This window comes from Mesorhizobium sp. M4B.F.Ca.ET.143.01.1.1 (assembly GCF_004792275.1).
Taxonomy (GTDB): domain Bacteria; phylum Pseudomonadota; class Alphaproteobacteria; order Rhizobiales; family Rhizobiaceae; genus Mesorhizobium; species Mesorhizobium abyssinicae.
Genome location: NZ_SRSR01000004.1, coordinates 65398 through 83327, shown reverse-complemented (window position 1 = coordinate 83327; position 17930 = coordinate 65398). Strand labels below are relative to the sequence as shown.

17 protein-coding genes are annotated in these 17930 nt (G+C 64.7%); 15 read left to right on the top strand and 2 right to left on the bottom strand.

Translation table 11 applies throughout. The features are described 5' to 3' along the window. Positions 1-4 precede the first annotated feature (4 nt). From EN786_RS11035 to EN786_RS11005, 7 genes are all read left to right on the top strand, one after another. Positions 5-1369, top strand: a complete 1365-nt coding sequence (locus tag EN786_RS11035; RefSeq protein WP_135908349.1) for a pyruvate dehydrogenase complex dihydrolipoamide acetyltransferase — start codon at positions 5-7, stop codon at positions 1367-1369. 15 nt (positions 1370-1384) lie between these two features. Further along, the gene (locus EN786_RS11030; protein ID WP_127309199.1) at positions 1385-1810 is read left to right on the top strand and encodes a hypothetical protein; all 426 of its coding nucleotides are present in this window, start codon (positions 1385-1387) and stop codon (positions 1808-1810) included. After that, complete coding sequence (locus EN786_RS11025) at positions 1807-2445, top strand: SGNH/GDSL hydrolase family protein (RefSeq protein WP_127309198.1); 639 nt, start codon at positions 1807-1809, stop codon at positions 2443-2445. The genes EN786_RS11030 and EN786_RS11025 overlap by 4 nt, the downstream gene beginning before the upstream one ends. A gap of 17 nt (positions 2446-2462) precedes the next feature. Then, entirely contained in the window at positions 2463-3911 is a 1449-nt protein-coding gene (gene lpdA, locus EN786_RS11020) for a dihydrolipoyl dehydrogenase (RefSeq protein WP_127309197.1), read from the top strand. A gap of 102 nt (positions 3912-4013) precedes the next feature. Further along, positions 4014-4271: a GlsB/YeaQ/YmgE family stress response membrane protein gene (locus EN786_RS11015; RefSeq protein WP_127309196.1), complete on the top strand. Its 258-nt coding sequence runs from the start codon at positions 4014-4016 to the stop codon at positions 4269-4271. 135 nt (positions 4272-4406) lie between these two features. Beyond that, entirely contained in the window at positions 4407-5372 is a 966-nt protein-coding gene (gene lipA, locus EN786_RS11010; protein WP_127284097.1) for a lipoyl synthase, read from the top strand. Positions 5373-5379: 7 nt separating this feature from the next. Then, positions 5380-5835 carry a type II toxin-antitoxin system RatA family toxin gene (locus tag EN786_RS11005; RefSeq protein WP_127310261.1) on the top strand — a complete coding sequence of 152 codons (456 nt, stop codon included), beginning with the start codon at positions 5380-5382 and terminating at the stop codon, positions 5833-5835. Positions 5836-5848: 13 nt separating this feature from the next. Here the strand turns inward: EN786_RS11005 and EN786_RS11000 are convergent, their stop codons facing one another. Continuing rightward, positions 5849-6331, bottom strand: a complete 483-nt coding sequence (locus EN786_RS11000; protein WP_127310262.1) for a CinA family protein — start codon at positions 6329-6331, stop codon at positions 5849-5851. Continuing rightward, complete coding sequence (locus EN786_RS10995; protein ID WP_127310263.1) at positions 6328-7551, bottom strand: bifunctional 2-C-methyl-D-erythritol 4-phosphate cytidylyltransferase/2-C-methyl-D-erythritol 2,4-cyclodiphosphate synthase; 1224 nt, start codon at positions 7549-7551, stop codon at positions 6328-6330. Before EN786_RS10995 ends, EN786_RS11000 begins: the two co-directional genes overlap by 4 nt. Positions 7552-7794: 243 nt before the next feature. Here EN786_RS10995 and dusB point away from each other — a divergent pair, with 243 nt between their 5' ends. From dusB to hflX, 8 genes are all read left to right on the top strand, one after another. After that, complete coding sequence (gene dusB, locus EN786_RS10990) at positions 7795-8826, top strand: tRNA dihydrouridine synthase DusB (RefSeq protein ID WP_127310264.1); 1032 nt, start codon at positions 7795-7797, stop codon at positions 8824-8826. Then, a complete protein-coding gene (locus EN786_RS10985) occupies positions 8823-9965 on the top strand; it encodes a nitrogen regulation protein NR(II) (RefSeq protein WP_127310265.1) in 1143 nt (380 codons plus the stop codon). The genes dusB and EN786_RS10985 overlap by 4 nt, the downstream gene beginning before the upstream one ends. Then, positions 9962-11422, top strand: coding sequence for a nitrogen regulation protein NR(I) (gene ntrC, locus EN786_RS10980; protein WP_127310266.1), 1461 nt, complete (start codon positions 9962-9964; stop codon positions 11420-11422). The genes EN786_RS10985 and ntrC overlap by 4 nt, the downstream gene beginning before the upstream one ends. Before the next feature lie 117 nt (positions 11423-11539). Continuing rightward, on the top strand, positions 11540-13831 hold the full coding sequence (locus tag EN786_RS10975) for a PAS domain-containing sensor histidine kinase (protein WP_127310267.1): 2292 nt from the start codon (positions 11540-11542) through the stop codon (positions 13829-13831). Next, the gene (locus tag EN786_RS10970) at positions 13821-15182 is read left to right on the top strand and encodes a sigma-54 dependent transcriptional regulator (RefSeq protein WP_127286357.1); all 1362 of its coding nucleotides are present in this window, start codon (positions 13821-13823) and stop codon (positions 15180-15182) included. Before EN786_RS10975 ends, EN786_RS10970 begins: the two co-directional genes overlap by 11 nt. A gap of 100 nt (positions 15183-15282) precedes the next feature. Further along, entirely contained in the window at positions 15283-16146 is an 864-nt protein-coding gene (locus tag EN786_RS10965) for a D-amino-acid transaminase (protein WP_127286358.1), read from the top strand. Between the two features lie 143 nt (positions 16147-16289). Continuing rightward, positions 16290-16535 (top strand): RNA chaperone Hfq, encoded by a 246-nt coding sequence (gene hfq / locus EN786_RS10960; protein ID WP_006202172.1) that lies wholly within the window; start codon positions 16290-16292, stop codon positions 16533-16535. Then, the gene (gene hflX / locus EN786_RS10955; protein ID WP_127286359.1) at positions 16536-17924 is read left to right on the top strand and encodes a GTPase HflX; all 1389 of its coding nucleotides are present in this window, start codon (positions 16536-16538) and stop codon (positions 17922-17924) included. It abuts the gene before it with no gap. Positions 17925-17930: the final 6 nt, after the last annotated feature.

Genomic DNA, 17930 nt, shown 5'->3' with positions numbered 1-17930 from the left:
AAACATGCCAATCAACATCACCATGCCGGCACTCTCGCCCACGATGGAAGAAGGCAATCTTTCCAAGTGGCTCGTGAAAGAGGGCGACAAGGTTTCGCCGGGCGACGTGATCGCCGAGATCGAGACCGACAAGGCGACGATGGAGGTCGAGGCCGTCGATGAAGGCACGGTCGCCAAGCTGGTAGTTCCGGCTGGTACCGAAGGCGTCAAGGTCAACGCGCTGATAGCCATCCTGGCCGGCGAAGGCGAGGATGCCGGCGCTGCCGCAAAGGGTGGTGGCGATGCTGCGCCCAAGGCCGAGGCTCCGAAAGCCGAAGCGCCAAAGGCGGAAGCGCCGAAGCCGGCAGCCACCGCGGCGCCCGCGCCGGCGAAGGCAGAGCCTGCTCCGGCCGCCAATGGCCACGCTGGCGGCGACCGCACCTTCGCCTCGCCGCTTGCCCGCCGCATCGCCAAGGATGCCGGCGTCGATGTGGCTAATGTCACGGGAACGGGGCCGCATGGCCGTGTCGTCAAGGCTGATGTCGAGGCGGCGATTGCCGGCGGCGGCGCCAAGGCCGCGCCCGCTGCCAAGGCGCCTGCCGGTGCTCCGGCGGCAGCTCCGGCTGCAGCGCCGAAGGCGATGTCGGACGACCAGGTGCTGAAGCTGTTTGCCGAAGGCTCCTACGAACTCGTGCCGCACGACAATATGCGCAAGACCATCGCGCGCCGTCTGGTCGAGGCCAAGAGCACCATCCCGCATTTCTACCTGACGCTCGACTGCGAGCTCGACGCGCTGTTGGCGCTGCGCACGCAGCTCAATGCCGCCGCACCGGTGAAGAAGACCGAGAAGGGCGAGGTTCCCGCCTACAAGCTCTCGGTCAACGACATGGTGATCAAAGCGATGGCGATGGCGCTGATGGCGGTGCCGGATGCGAATGCCTCGTGGACCGACAGCGCCATGGTCAAGCACAAGCACGCCGATGTCGGCGTCGCGGTGTCGATCCCTGGCGGCCTGATCACGCCGATCATCCGCCACGCCGACGAAAAGACGCTGTCGACGATCTCCAACGAGATGAAGGACCTGGCCAGCCGCGCCCGCAGCCGCAAGCTGAAGCCGGAGGAATACCAGGGCGGCACCACGGCTGTGTCCAATCTCGGCATGTTCGGCATCAAGGATTTCGCCGCCGTCATCAACCCGCCGCATGCGACGATCCTGGCGGTCGGCGCCGGCGAGCAGCGGGCGGTGGTCAAGAACGGCGAGATCAAGATCGCCAACGTCATGTCGGTGACGCTGTCGACCGACCACCGTGCCGTCGACGGCGCGCTCGGCGCCGAACTGCTCGGCGCCTTCAAGCGCATGATCGAAAACCCGATGGGCATGCTGGTCTAGGACAGGAAAAGGGCGGTGCGGAAATTCTTCACCAGCCTTTTCGCCTTCATCCTCTCCGGCCTGGCTGGCGGGCTGGTGGCTCAGCAGCTCGCCGTCATGACCGGTGCCACCGAGGAGTACATAGTTGTGTTCGCGGCGACGGTGTTTGTCGTCATCGCCGTGACGATCGTCTTCTTCGCCGTGCAGTTCTTCGCCGAGCCGGTGCGAGCCGTCGACCGCAGTTTGTGGTGGCTGCTCGCCGTGTACGGTCTCGCACTGCTGGCGCTGGCAGGGTGGACTTTTTCCGTGCCGGCCGAGAATCGGGCGACGGCGAGTGACCTGTCGATCGTCGCTGGCCTGATCCTTCCCGGCGTTGCGACGATCATCGTGCAATGGCTGTTCGTGCGCTGGCGGCTCAAGCGCTCGGCGGCAGCGTTCGGCAGGGGTGGGGCAAGCGCATGAAGACAATTCTCTGTTATGGCGACTCGCTGACTTGGGGCTATGACGCCGCCAGCCTCGGCCGCCATGCGCTGGAAGACCGCTGGCCGAGCGTGCTCAAGGCGGCGCTGGGCGAAGGGATCGAGGTCATCGCCGAAGGGCTGAACGGCCGCACCACCGCTTTTGACGATCATCTCGCCGGCGCCGACCGCAACGGCGCTCGCGTGCTGCCCACGCTGCTGACGAGCCATGCGCCGATCGACCTGATCGTCATCATGCTTGGCGCCAACGACATGAAGCCGTGGATCCACGGCAATCCGGTCGCCGCCAAGCAGGGCATGCAGCGCCTCATCGATATCGTGCGCGGCCACGACTACCCGTTTGGTTGGGCCGCACCCCAGATCCTCATCGTCGCGCCGCCGGCGGTCAGCCGCACCGACAATGCCGAATTCAAGGAAATGTTTGCCGGCGGCGACGAGGCCTCGAAGCGGCTGGCGCCGCAATATTCCGCACTTGCCGACGAGGCCGGCTGCGGCTTCTTCGACGCCGGCAGCGTCGCCGTCACCACCCCGCTCGACGGCGTCCATCTCGACGCCGAAAACACCCGAAACATCGGCAAGGCGCTGGCACCATTGGTGCGCGTGATGCTGGAACTCTAGAAATCAGGGAGAAATCCGTGGCTGAATCCTACGACGTCATCATCATCGGCTCCGGCCCCGGCGGCTATGTCACGGCGGTGCGTTCCGCGCAGCTCGGGTTCAAGACGGCGATCGTCGAGCGCGAGCATCTCGGCGGCATCTGCCTCAACTGGGGCTGCATCCCGACCAAGGCGCTGCTGCGCTCGGCCGAGATCATGCACTATTCGGACCACCTCAAGGACTACGGGCTGAAGCTCGAAGGCGGCAAGGTCAGCGCCGACACCGCCGCGGTCGTCGACCGCTCGCGCAAGGTCTCGCTTAGGCTGAATGGCGGCGTCGCCTTCCTGATGAAAAAGAACAAGGTTGACGTCATCTGGGGCGAGGCCAAGCTTTCGAAGCCGGGCGAGATCGTCGTCTCCAAGACGGCCAAGAAGCCGATGGAGCCGCAGCCGCCGGCGCCGAAAGGCGTCAAGGGCGAGGGCACCTACACCGCCAAGCACATCATCCTTGCCACCGGCGCGCGGCCGCGCGCGCTGCCCGGCATCGAGCCGGACGGCAAGCTGATCTGGACCTATTTCGAAGCCATGGTGCCGAAGGAAATGCCGAAGTCGTTGCTGGTGATGGGTTCCGGCGCCATCGGCATCGAGTTCGCCTCCTTCTACCGCACCATGGGCGCCGAGGTGACGGTGGTCGAGCTGCTGCCGGCGGTGATGCCCGTCGAGGATGCCGAGGTCTCGAAATTCGCGCAGAAACAGTTCGAGAAGCAAGGCATGAAGATCATCCTCGAGGCCAAGGTGACCAAGGTCGAGAAGGGCGCCAACTCGGTGACGGCGCATGTCGAGATGAAGGACGGCAAGGTCGAGAAGATCACCGCCGACCGCATGATCTCGGCCGTCGGCGTGCAGGGCAACATCGAAAATCTTGGCCTTGAGGCGCTGGGTGTGAAGACCGACCGCGGCTGCGTCGTCGTCGACGGTTACGGCAAGACCAACGTGCCCGGCATCTACGCCATCGGTGACGTCGCCGGACCGCCCATGCTCGCCCACAAGGCCGAGCATGAAGGCGTCGTCTGCATCGAGAAGATCGCCAATGTCCCGGGCGTTCATGCCACCGACAAGCAGAAGATCCCCGGCTGCACCTATTGCAACCCGCAGGTCGCCTCGGTCGGCCTGACCGAAGCCAAGGCCAAGGCCGAAGGCAAGGACGTCCGCGTCGGCCGCTTCCAGTTCGGCGCCAACGGCAAGGCGATCGCGCTCGGCGAGGACCAGGGCTTCATCAAGACGATCTTCGACAAGAAGACCGGCCAGTTGCTCGGCGCGCACATGGTCGGCGCCGAAGTGACCGAGCTGATCCAGGGTTTCGTCGTGGCGATGAACCTCGAAACCACCGAGGAAGAGCTGATGCACACCATCTTCCCGCACCCGACCCTGTCGGAGATGATGAAGGAAAGCGTGCTCGACGCCTATGGCCGCGCGTTGAACGCATGATAAATTGGCCGCCCGAGACTCACCTGCGAAAGCCTGGGGAACTCGGCGGCAAGGCAGTTCGTTTCCGGATGCATTTTCACCCGTCACAGGAGGAGTTGGCATATGGACGTGAATGGCGTGGGCTGGCTGGCAGCCATCATCATCGGCGGTCTGGCGGGCTGGTTCGCCGAGATGGTGATGAAGAGCAACACCGGCATCTTCATGAACATCATTATGGGCATCGTCGGCGCGGTCGTGCTGAACGCAGTCCTGCAAGCCCTCAATTTCCAGTCTTTCGGCGTCGGCTGGTTCGCCTATCTGGTCACCGGCTTCATCGGCGCCTGCCTGCTGATCTTTGTTGGCCGGCTGGTGCGCCGTTAGCCGGCATCGATACCGCTATGCGAAAAAGGCCGTGGCGGCATGCGCCAGCATGGCCTTTTTCTTTGCGCCGAAAAGTCCTAAGTGACGTTGGAATGCGAGCGCCGGGCAGGCGATCGCGCAGCAACCGGGTTTGAGATGGTCACTGTCCTCGACACGATCGCCAATGCGCCGCGCGTGCGGCATCCCGAAAAGGCGCACAAGCCGGACCAGGAGGTGCTGCGCAAGCCCGACTGGATCCGCGTCAAGGCACCGGTCTCGAAGGGCTACGCCGAGACACGCGAGATCGTGAAGTCGCACAAGCTGGTGACTGTGTGCGAGGAAGCCGGCTGCCCGAACATCGGCGAGTGCTGGGACAAGAAGCACGCCACCTTCATGATCATGGGCGAGATCTGCACCCGCGCCTGCGCCTTCTGCAACGTCGCCACCGGCATCCCGACCGCGCTGGATGCCGATGAGCCGGCGCGCGTCGCGCATGCCGTCAAGCAGATGGGCCTCAGCCACGTCGTCATCACCTCGGTCGACCGCGACGATCTTGCCGACGGCGGCGCGCAGCATTTCGCCGAGGTCATCCGCGCCATCCGCGCCGCCGCGCCCTCGACCACGATCGAGATCCTGACGCCGGACTTCCTGCGCAAAGACGGCGCGCTGGAGATCGTCGTGGCGGCGAAGCCCGACGTCTTCAACCACAATCTGGAGACTGTGCCGTCGAACTACCTGACGGTGCGGCCGGGCGCCCGCTATTTCCACTCGATCCGGCTGTTGCAGCGCGTCAAGGAACTCGACCCGTCGATCTTCACCAAGTCCGGCATCATGGTCGGTCTCGGCGAGGAGCGGAACGAGATTCTGCAGTTGATGGACGATCTGCGCTCGGCCAATGTCGACTTCATGACCATCGGCCAGTATCTGCAGCCGTCGAAGAAGCACCATCCGGTCATCCGCTTCGTCACTCCGGAGGAATTCAAGTCCTTCGAGACGATCGGCAAGACCAAGGGCTTCCTGTTGATGGCGTCGAGTCCGCTGACGCGCTCCTCGCATCATGCCGGCGAGGATTTCGCCAGGCTGCGCGCGGCGCGTGAAGCGCAGCTCAAAAAGACCAGCTAATCCCCGAATGCCGAAATTCGAAGCCACCCGCCGCGTCGCCCATACGCCGCAGGAGATGTTCGCGCTGGTCGCCGACGTCGAGGCCTATCCGCAATTCCTGCCGCTGTGCGAAGCGCTCAGCGTGCGCTCGCGTAAGGAGCGCGACGGCCGCACCGTCCTCCTTGCCGACATGAGCATCGGTTACAAGGCTATCCGCGAGACCTTTACCACCCAGGTGCTGCTGAAGCCCGACGAGAAGGCCATCGACGTCAAATACATCGACGGCCCGTTCAAATATCTCAGCAATATCTGGCGCTTCGATCCGGCCGATAGCGGCTGCGAGGTGCACTTCTTCATCGACTACGAGTTCAAGAGCCGCATTCTTGGCGCGCTGATGGGCACGATGTTCGACCGCGCCTTCCGCATGTTTGCCGAAGCCTTCGAAAAACGCGCCGACCAGATCTACGGCGCAAGAACGGCCTGACCGGAACGAGGGTCTAGCCCAGCGCCCGCAGCCCGAGTTCGAGCGCGTGCCGCACCGTCTCGTGGCGGATGAACTCGCGCCCCTTGTGGGCGAACAGTTGGTGCTCGGCGACGATCGGCTGGCCGGCCAGCGCAAGCCCGAACCAGACGAGGCCGACCGGCTTGTCGGCCGAACCGCCGCTCGGGCCGGCAATGCCGGTAACGGCAAGCGACAGGCTCGCCCGCGAATGCGCCAGCGCGCCGGCCGCCATTTCAAGCACCGTCTCGCGTGAGACGGCGCCATGCGCGTCGAGCGTTGCGGCGGAAACGCCGAGCATGTCCATCTTGGACTCGTTGGAATAGGTGATGAAGCCGCGGTCGACCACGGCGGAGGAACCGGCAATGTCGGTGAGTGCGGCGATGATCAGGCCGCCGGTGCAGCTTTCCGCCGTCGCCAGCATGATGCCGCGCTGCTGGCAGGCCAGGAGCAGGGCGTTCGCGAGTTCGGCGTTGCTCATTCGGGGACCTCACCTGGAAAGACGACGCTGGCGGTAGCGATCGCGGCTATGCCTTCCTGGCGGCCCACGAAGCCAAGCTTCTCATTGGTGGTTGCCTTGATCGAGATCCGCTCGCCGGAAATGCCGAGCATTGCGGCGAGGGCAGCCGTCATCGCCTCGCGGTGCGGGCCGACGCGCGGCGCCTCGCAGATCAGCGTGATGTCGGCATTGGCGATGCGTCCGCCGCGCCCGCGCACCAGCCTGGCCGCATGTTCGACGAAGATCTTCGAGGCGGCCCCTTTCCACTGCGGATCCGACGGCGGGAAATGCGTGCCGATATCGCCTGCGCCGCAGGTGGCGAGCAGCGCGTCGGTAAGGGCGTGGAGGCCGACATCGGCATCCGAATGGCCAGACAGCTTTCTGTCGTGCGGAATGGCGACGCCGCACAGCGTGACATGATCGCCCGGTTCGAAGGCGTGCACGTCGTAGCCGTTGCCGGTGCGGATATCCGGAAAGCGCGGCCGTTCACCGGAAAGCCGCTGGTCGGCCATTGCAATATCCCTTGCCCAGGTGAGTTTGATGTTGTCCGGCGATCCCGGGACAAGTTTCACCGGTATGTGCGCCCATTCGGCGATCGCCGCATCGTCGGTGAAATCGGCCTTGCCGAGGTGGTGGGCCTTCTCATGCGCGGCAAGAAGCGGCCAGAACGGAAAGCCCTGCGGCGTCTGCGCGGCATGCAGCCCGTTCCTCGATACGGTCTCCTCGATCATGCCGGCTGCCGATTCGCGCTTCAGCGTGTCGGCGACGGGCAAAGCGGGCAGCGCGCCCTGCCGCTCGCCGATGGCGTCGATCGTGCGGTCGATCAGGGTCGCGTCGACGAAGGGACGCACGGCGTCATGAACGAGCACCCGGCCCGGCGCGCTGTCCCTGAGCGCCAGCAGGCCGAGCCGCACCGAGGCCTGGCGCGAATCGCCGCCCGTGACCGCAAGGACGCGATCGGCGCTGGCGCCGGCGGCGTTGCGGAAGAGCTCGCCGTCGTCGGCGTGGATGGCGACGACGACCGGACCGGTCCTCGGATGCGCCAGGAACGTCTCCAGCGTGCGGGCGATGACGGCGCGGCCACCGATCCGCTGATACTGCTTCGGTCCATTGGCCTGCCCGGCGCGCGCGCCGCGGCCGGCCGCGACGATTACCACCGCGACCTTGTCGTCTAAACTCTGATTTTTACTTGCGTCCGTCATTGCGATTTGGCTTAGCGCACGATCCCGAAAAGTGTAATCGGTTTTCGGAAAAGATCGTGCTTCAAATATGAATTCCAGGGCGTCCTTTGCGCGTCCCGCAGGACGCGCGGCGCTTTGGCCGGAGGACAAGCCGAAGCCCGGCTTTTTCCCAAATGCGCCTTAATGTGACGTCATTGCGCGTTGCACATCGTCTTGCTTCTGGCTAGAGAATGTGCAGAAATCCGATATGCTTGGTTTTTGTGCATGCCCGAATTGACCAAATTGGCCTTACCGCTCGATATTGGCGGCGTGAGTATCCGCAATCGCGTCTTCCTGGCGCCGATGTCGGGGATAACCGACGAGCCGTTCCGCCAGCGCGCGCATCGGCATGGCGCCGGACTGGTCGTGTCGGAGATGGTGGCGAGCGGTGAGCTGGCGAAGGGCAGGGCTGGCTGCGACCTGCGCATCCGCCATTCCGGTCTGCCGGTACACATGGTCCAGCTTGCCGGCCGCGAGGCTGCGCACATGGCCGAAGGCGCGCGGATCGCCGCGGGCGAGGGCGCCGACATCATCGACATCAACATGGGCTGCCCGGCCAAGAAGGTGACGGGCGGTTATGCCGGCTCGGCATTGATGCGCGATCTCGACCACGCACTGTCGCTGATCGAGGCGGTGGTCGGCGCCGTTGAGGTGCCGGTGACGGTGAAGATGCGTCTCGGCTGGGACGAGAGCGCCCTCAACGCGCCGATGCTGGCGCGCCGCGCCGAACAGGCCGGCGTGAGGATGGTGACGGTGCATGGCCGTACGCGCTGCCAGTTCTACCAGGGCAAGGCCGACTGGCGCGCCATTGCGCGCGTCAAGGAAGCCGTCTCGATCCCGGTCGTCGCCAATGGCGATGTCGGCTCTTCGGCGGAGGCCGCGGCCATCCTCGAGCAATCGGGCGCCGACGCGGTGATGATCGGACGTGCGCATTATGGCGCGCCGTGGATCGCGGGCAGCATCGCTGCCTCGGCCGCTGGCCAAACTATGTCCGGCCTTCCCGCAAGCCCGCAGGCTTTGGCCGACTACATCAACGCCCACCACGCGGACATGCTGTCGCTCTACGGGGTCGAAAGCGGACTGCGCCAGGCGCGCAAGCATCTCGGCTGGTATCTCGACCGTCACGCGGCCGGTGTTTCGCCGGAGCTTCGCAAGCGCATCCTCACGTCTTTCGTGCCGGACGAGGTGGTTGGCGGACTGCGCCAGGCATTTGCCGATATCCCAGAGGCAGCAACGGATCTGCGGAGCGCGGCATGAAGGCGACCGCCCCGAAGAGCCCCGACATGGCGGACGCCGCAAACATCGTGCTCAACACCATCCGCCGGCCGGTGATCATGGTCGATCCCCAAGGCTTCATCACCTTCGCCAATGCCGACGCGGAGGATTTCTTCCGCTCCAGCGCCACCATGCTTGCCCGCAACACGCTGCCGAAGCTGGTGCCCTTCGGCAGCCCGCTGCTGACGCTTGTCGACCAGGTCCGCGAGCGGCTGGCGCCGGTCAACGAATACCGGGTCGATGTCTCGTCGCCGCGCCTCGGCATCGAAAAGATGGTCGACCTCTATGTCGCGCCGGTGCCGGAGTTCCCCGGTTCCGTGGTGGTGATGTTCCAGGAACGGTCGATGGCCGACAAGATCGACCGGCAGATGACGCATCGCGGGGCTGCCCGCTCGGTCACCGGCCTTGCCGCCATGCTGGCGCATGAGATCAAGAACCCGCTATCCGGTATCCGTGGCGCCGCTCAGCTCCTCGAGCTCTCGGCCTCCGACGAGGACCGTGCGCTGACCCGGCTGATCACCGACGAGACCGATCGCATCGTCTCCCTCGTCGATCGCATGGAGGTGTTTTCGGACGAGCGGCCGATCGACCGCTACCCTGTCAACATCCATGTCGTGCTCGACCACGTGAAGGCAATTTCCAAGAACGGTTTTGCCAAGCGGATCAAGATCTTGGAGGAATACGATCCATCGTTGCCTCCGGTCTTCGCCAACCGCGACCAGCTGATCCAGGTATTCCTTAACCTGGTCAAGAACGCCGCCGAGGCGATCGGCTCGGACCCGCAGGGCGAGATCTCGCTGTCGACCGCTTTCCGGCCGGGCATCCGTGTCTCGGTGCCGGGAACGCAGGACCGCGTCTCCCTGCCGCTGGAATTTTGCGTGCGCGACAATGGCCCCGGCGTTTCGGAGGACATACTGCCGATCCTGTTCGACCCTTTCATCACCACCAAACCGAACGGCTCGGGCCTTGGTCTGGCGCTGGTGGCCAAGATCGTCGGCGAGCATGGCGGCATCATCGAATGCGATTCGACGCCGCGCGGAACCACCTTCCGCATCCTGATGCCGGCCTGGAAGGAAACCGCGCACGGCGTCGAAGAAGAAGCTGAAGGGGACCGCACATGACCGCACGCGGCAATATTCTGGTCGCCGACGACGATGCGGCCATCCGCACCGTGCTCAACCAGGCGCTGTCGCGCGTCGGCCATGAGGTGCGCGTCACCTCGAACGCCTCGACGCTGTGGCGCTGGGTGGCGGCGGGCGAGGGCGACCTGGTCATCACCGATGTCGTGATGCCCGACGAGAACGCCTTCGACATGCTGCCGCGCATCAAGAAGGCGCGGCCCGAGCTGCCGGTCATCGTGATGAGCGCGCAAAACACGTTCATGACCGCCATCCGCGCCTCCGAGACCGGCGCTTATGAATATCTGCCGAAGCCGTTCGACCTGACCGAGCTGCTCAACATCGTCAACCGAGCGCTGGCCGAGCCGCGACGGCCGAAGCTCGACGCGCGCGCCGACGACCAGCCGGAGACGATGCCGCTGGTCGGCCGCTCGGCCGCCATGCAGGACATCTACCGCATGCTGGCGCGGATGATGCAGACCGACCTGACGGTGATGATCAGTGGCGAGTCCGGCACCGGCAAGGAGCTGGTGGCCCGCGCGCTGCACGAATATGGCCGCCGTCGCGGCGGCCCGTTCGTGGCCATCAACATGGCGGCGATCCCGCGCGACCTGATCGAATCGGAACTGTTCGGCCATGAGAAGGGCGCCTTCACCGGCGCGCAGAACCGCTCCACCGGCCGCTTCGAGCAGGCCGAGGGCGGCACGCTGTTCCTGGACGAGATCGGCGACATGCCGATGGAGGCGCAGACGCGCCTGCTGCGCGTGCTGCAGCAGGGCGAATATACGACCGTTGGCGGCCGCACGCCGATCAAGACCGACGTGCGCATCGTCGCCGCCACCAACAAGGATCTGCGCGCACTGATCAACCAGGGGCTGTTCCGCGAGGACCTGTTCTATCGCCTCAATGTCGTGCCGCTGCGGTTGCCGGCGCTGCGCGAACGCTCCGAGGATATTCCGGACCTGGTGCGGCATTTCTTCAAGCAGGGCGCCAGCGAGGGGCTGCAGACAAAGCGCATTTCCTCCGGCGGCATCGAGCTGATGAAGCGTTACCCGTGGCCCGGCAATGTGCGCGAGCTGGAAAACCTGGTGCGCAGACTGGCCGCGCTCTATTCGCAGGATGAGATTTCGGCCGAGATCATTGAGGCCGAACTCAAGACAGGAGAGCGGCCGGTCGTCCCCGGCGGCGGCGCGCTCATTCCCGACGATCTCTCCATCGGCCAGGCGGTGGAGCATTTCCTGCAGCGCTATTTTGCTTCCTTCGCCGGCGACCTGCCGCCGGCCGGCCTCTACCAGCGCATCCTCGCCGAGGTCGAGTATCCACTGGTGCTGGCCTCGATGACGGCGACGCGCGGCAACCAGATCAAGGCGGCGGAGCTGCTCGGGCTCAACCGCAACACGCTGCGCAAGAAGATCCGCGAGCTCGGCGTCAACGTCTACAAGTCCTCCAGGCAGGTCTAAAATCGCCCTGAAAGGGCAATGAGCCGGGGAAAGATTTCCGTCTCGGCCACACTTGTTGCATAATCGCCACAATGCGTTGCATACATCCGACGCAATCACTGACTCTTAGACGGCGATATGGCTTCCCAGGCCCCGACACTGAACGAACCGCTTTTCAGCAAGCCCGGCGCAGAGGACAGGCGCCGGCTGCTGGCGCTGCCTGGCGTGACGGCGATTGCCGGCGCGTTGATCACGGCGGCGATCTCCTTTGCGATTCTCGTCGGCGCCACGCCGATCACGCCCGACGCAAGGGCCACGCTGGCGCTGATTGCGCTCAATGCCGTCTTCGTCCTGTTCCTGATCGCGCTTATCGGCCGCGAGGTTCACCGTATTGTGATGGCGCGCAAGCACGGCAAGGCGGCGTCGCGGCTGCATGTGCGCATCGTGGCGATGTTCGCGCTGGTCGCCGCCATTCCCGCCATCATGGTGGCCATCATCGCCTCGATCACGCTCGACATCGGCCTCGACCGCTGGTTCGAGATCCGCACCAAGACGATCGTCAATTCGTCACTGTCGATCGCCGATGCCTATGTCCAGGAGAACGCGCGCAACCTGCAGGGCACGACGCTGTCGATGGCCTATGACCTCGATGCCTCGCGCACGCTCTATGGCCTCGACCGCACAGGCTTCCTCGATCTGATGAACAAGGAAGCGGTTGGCCGTTCGCTCGCGCATGCGGCGCTGATCAAGCCCGACGGCTCCTTCGTGATGAGCGCCAAGACCGACGCCGACTTCGCCATGCCGGAGCCCCCACCCGGCGCTGTGGAGACCGCCGCCGACGGCAAGCCGGTGCTGATCGAGCCGCGCACCCGCAACATCATGGGCGCTATCGTCAAGCTGCGCGAGATCGACGGGCTTTACCTCTACACAATCCGCCTGGTCGATCCCGATGTGATCAAGGCGCGCCAGATCGTCAGGTCGAACACCGACGAATACCGCAACCTGCAGGACAACCGCCGCACCTCGCAGGTCGCTTTCGCGCTGCCCTATCTGTCGCTGACGCTGATCGTCATCCTGTCGGCGATCTGGACCGGCATCGCCGTTGCCGACCGGCTGGTGCGGCCGATCCGCCAGCTGATCGGCGCCGCCGACGAGGTCGCTACCGGCAATCTCGATGTCGCCGTGCCGGTCAGGCTCTCCGACGGCGACGTCGCCTCGCTCGGCGACACCTTCAACAACATGATCCTCGAGCTCAAATCGCAGCGCAACGAGCTTCTCTCCGCCAAGGACCTGATCGACGAGCGCCGCCGCTTCTCGGAAGCGGTGCTGGCGGGCGTCACCGCCGGCGTCATCGGCGTCGATCCCTACGGCATCGTCACCATCGTCAACCGCTCGGCCGAGACCATGCTGGCGATCTCGGCCAGCGCCGCACTCGGGCAGAACCTGTCCGCCGTGCTGCCGCATGTCGGCCGCGTCTTCGAAATCGGTCGCAAGTCGGGCAAGCCGGTCTATCGCGAGCAGGTGACCTTCTACCGCACCGGCGCCGAGCGGACTTTCAACGTCCAGATCACCATCGAGGCCGGCGACGACGGTTCGGAGGAGAAATCCTACGTCGTGACGGTCGACGACATCACCGACCTGGTCCAGGCGCAGCGCTCGTCGGCCTGGGCCGATGTGGCGAGGCGTATCGCCCACGAGATCAAGAACCCGCTGACGCCGATCCAGCTTTCGGCTGAGCGCATAAAGCGCCGCTACGGCAAAGTCATCACCGAGGATCGCGAGGTCTTCGACCAGTGCACCGACACGATCATCCGGCAGGTCGAGGATATCGGCCGCATGGTCGACGAATTCTCCGCCTTCGCGCGCATGCCGAAGCCGGAAATGAAGGCCATCGACCTGCGCGAATCGCTGCGCGAGGCATCGTTCCTCGTCGAGGTCAGTCGCTCCGACATCGCCTTCGAGCGCGATTTCGGCGGCGAACCGCTGAAGGGCACTTTCGACAGCCGGCTGATGGCGCAGGCGTTCGGCAACGTCATCAAGAACGCCGCCGAGGCCATTGACGGACTTGATGCAAAAGATCGTTCGGACGGCACAATCCGGATTCAAGCCGGGCGCCAGAATGGCGCCATCAGAATCGATGTCATCGACAATGGCAGAGGGCTGCCGCGCGAAAATCGCCAAAGGCTGCTCGAGCCCTACATGACGACGCGGGAAAAAGGCACCGGTCTTGGCCTCGCTATCGTCAAGAAGATCGTGGAGGACCATGGCGGCCGGCTTGAACTGCATGATGCGCCGGCGGATTTCCACGGCGGCCGAGGCGCGATGATCTCGATCATCCTGCCGCCGGCGACGGTCGCCGCCGCGCCGCCACGCGACGAAGGCCGAACGGAACACCAAAGAGAAACTGAAAAGGTCGGTAATGGCGTCTGATATTCTCATCGTCGATGACGAGGAAGACATCCGCGAACTCGTCGCAGGCATCCTGAGCGACGAAGGTCACGAAACCCGCACGGCGTTCGACGCCGACAGCGCGCTGGCGGCGATTGCCGATCGCGCGCCGAGGCTGATCTTCCTCGACATCTGGCTGCAGGGCTCGCGTCTCGACGGTCTGGCCCTGCTGGACGAGATCAAGACGATGCATCCGAACCTGCCGGTGGTGATGATTTCCGGCCACGGCAATATTGAAACGGCGGTTTCGGCCATCCGCCGCGGCGCCTATGACTTCATCGAGAAGCCGTTCAAGGCCGACCGTCTGATCCTTATCGCCGAGCGCGCGCTCGAAACCTCGAAACTGAGACGCGAGGTGTCGGACCTCAAGCAACGCAGCGGCGAGACCTTCGATCTGATCGGCATGTCGTCGGCGATGAGCCAGTTGCGCCAGACCATCGAGCGCGTCGCGCCGACCAACAGCCGCATCATGATCATCGGCCCGTCCGGTTCCGGCAAGGAACTGGCCGCGCGCGCCATCCACGCGCTGTCGACGCGCAAAGCCGCTCCGTTCGTCACCTTGAGCGCGGCCACCATCACGCCGGAGCGTATGGAGATCGAGCTGTTCGGCACAGAATCGAACGGCACCGAGCGCAAGGTCGGCGCGCTGGAGGAGGCGCATCGCGGCATCCTCTACATCGACGAAGTCGCCGACATGCCGCGCGAGACGCAGAACAAGATCCTGCGCGTGCTGGTCGAGCAGCAGTTCGAGCGGGTAGGGGGCACCAAGAGGGTCAAGGTCGACGTCCGCATCATCTCGTCCACCTCGCAGAACCTGGAGGCAATGATCGCCGACGGCCGTTTCCGCGAAGACCTCTACCACCGCCTGGCGGTGGTTCCGGTCGCGGTACCGGGCTTGGCCGAGCGGCGCGAGGACATCCCCTATCTGGTCGACAATTTCATGAAGCAGATCGCCCGCCAGGCCGGCATCAAGCCGCGCCGCATCGGCGACGATGCGCTGGCGGTGCTGCAGGCCCACAACTGGCCCGGCAATGTCCGGCAGTTGCGCAACAATGTCGAACGGCTGATGATCCTGGCCCGGGGCGAGGATGTCGACGCGCCGATCACCGCCGATCTGCTGCCGTCGGAGATCGGCGACGTCATGCCGCGCACGCCCAACCAGTCGGACCAGCACATCATGGCGCTGCCGCTGCGCGAGGCGCGCGAACAGTTCGAGAAGGACTATCTGATCGCCCAGATCAACCGCTTCGGCGGCAACATCTCGAAAACCGCCGAATTCATTGGCATGGAGCGCTCCGCTCTGCACCGCAAGCTGAAGTCGCTGGGCGTCTGACAACGGCCTGTTGTTGGTCCAGCGGCTCCCGGCCGGCCGATTGCCGGTTACGGCCGCGGCGGAATCGCTTAAACAAACCGAAAGTCCCCAGGGGTGATCCATGCCGCGCATTGCCTATGTGAACGGGCGCTATGTCGCCCATGCCGACGCTTCCGTGCATATCGAGGATCGCGGCTATCAGTTCGCCGACGGCGTCTATGAGGTCTGCGAGGTGGCGCGCGGCTTCATCGTCGACATGCCGCGCCATCTCGGCCGCCTGAACCGCTCGCTGAGCGAACTGTCGATCGATTGGCCGGTGACGCAGGCCGTGCTGCCTCTCATTCTGCGCGAGGTGGTGCGCCGCAACCACGTCGTCAACGGCCTGGTCTATGTCCAGGTGACGCGCGGCGTCGCCAGCCGTGACTTCGTCTTTCCGGCGCCCGGCACAAGGCCGTCGCTGGTGGTGACCGCCAGGAAGGCCGATCCTGCCGCCGCGATCAAGCGAGCCGAGACCGGCATCAAGGTCATCACCGTGCCGGAGAACCGCTGGGATCGGGTCGACATCAAGAGCACCGGGCTGCTGCCCAATGTGCTGGCCAAGCAGAAGGCCAAGGAGGCCGACGCCCAGGAAGCCTGGTTCGTCGACGGCGACGGCATGGTCACCGAGGGCGGCTCCTCCAACGCCTGGATCGTCACCGGCGATGGCGTTCTGGTGACGCGGCCGGCCGAGCACGGGATCCTGCGCGGCATTACCCGTACGACGCTGTTCGATGTTGCCGCCAAGCTCGGCGTGAAGATCGAAGAGCGCAAATTTTCGGTCACCGAGGCCAAGGCGGCGCGCGAGGCCTTCATCAGCTCCGCGACCACGATCGCCATGCCGATCGTGGCAATCGACGGCGCTCCGGTGGCCAATGGCCACCCCGGTTCCGTAACACTTTCGTTGCGTCAGGCATTTTTTGACGTTGCGGAAAAAAGTCCGGCCTGATAACCGCACAGATGGAATGAAAATCAATATCTCGTTCTGCTTGTCGTTATTTGACGGCAAGAGGGTGTTTGCGCGCTTGACATGTGCCGGATAAATTGGCGCATTGGCTGCAAACCGAAGGGGATCGGCGAAAGACAAAAACAATGGCGGAACGATCGCAAAACCTTCAGGACCTGTTCCTGAATTCAGTTCGCAAGAGCAAAAATCCACTCACCATCTTCCTCATCAACGGCGTCAAGCTGACCGGCGTGGTCACCTCGTTCGACAATTTTTGTGTGTTGTTGCGGCGTGACGGGCATTCCCAGCTTGTCTACAAGCACGCCATTTCCACGATCATGCCGAGCCAGCCGGTTCAGATGTTCGATGGCGAGGAAAGCCAGGGCGCCTGATTGGCACGTGAGAAAGACGCGGACCGCAGCGTCCGCGGAAAACCAGCGCACCAGCTGAGGCCGGAAGACAAAGCTCCGACCCGGGCAGTCGTCATTGTGCCCGTGCTCGCTCGCCAGCCGCGCGGCGAGGACGAAACCAACCGGCCGCGCCTGACGCGCTCCGCCGAGGCCCGCCACGACGAAGCGGTCGGCCTCGCCGGCGCCATCGACCTCGATCCGGTTCACACGGCCGTGGTCACCGTCACCGATCCGCGCCCGGCGACCTTGCTCGGCAGTGGCAAGGTGGCGGAATTCGCCGATATCGTGAAGGAGCGCCACGCGGAACTGGTCATCGTAGACCATCCGCTGACGCCGGTGCAGCAACGCAATCTCGAGAAGGAATTCAACGCCAAGGTGCTCGACCGCACCGGGCTGATCCTGGAGATTTTCGGCGAGCGCGCCCGCACCAAGGAAGGCACGCTGCAGGTCGAGCTTGCGCATCTCAACTACCAGAAGGGCCGCCTTGTGCGGAGCTGGACCCACCTCGAGCGTCAGCGCGGCGGCGCCGGCTTCCTTGGCGGTCCCGGCGAAACGCAGATCGAATCCGACCGGCGGCAGTTGCAGGAAAAGATCATCAAGCTCAAGCATGAGCTGGAGACGGTGCGCCGCACCCGCGACCTGCACCGCGCCAAGCGCAAGAAGGTGCCATTCCCGGTGGTGGCGATCGTCGGCTACACCAATGCCGGAAAGTCGACGCTGTTCAACAAGCTGACCGGAGCTGGGGTGCTGGCCGAGGACATGCTGTTCGCCACGCTCGACCCGACGCTGCGCCGCGTGCGCCTGCCGCATGGCACGCCGGTCATCCTGTCCGATACGGTCGGCTTCATCTCGGACCTGCCGACGCATTTGGTTGCCGCCTTCCGGGCGACGCTGGAAGAGGTGGTCGAAGCCGACCTCGTCATCCACCTGCGCGACATCTCAGACCCCGATACGGCGGCGCAGGCCGAGGATGTCGAGCGCATCCTTGCCGATCTTGGCGTCGATGCCAGTGACGCCAAGCGCGTGATCGAGGTCTGGAACAAGATCGACCTGCTCGACGAGGGCAACCAGGAGCGGCTGCTGGCCGATGGCGCCGCCACCAAGGCGCCACCAGTCGCCATATCGGCGGTCACCGGCGAGGGCATCGATGCACTGAAGGCGCTTATCGAAACCAGGATGTCGGGTGAGCTGGAAACGACAACGCTGACGCTGACGCCGGCCCAGTTTGGCCTTGTCGACTGGATCTACCGCAACGGCGACGTCGTTTCGCGGGTCGACAATGAGGATGGCAGCGTCACCATTTCGCTCAATGCCACGCACAGCGCACGGCAAGAGATCGAGAGCCGATTGCACCGTAAGAACAACGGTTAAGCCTGG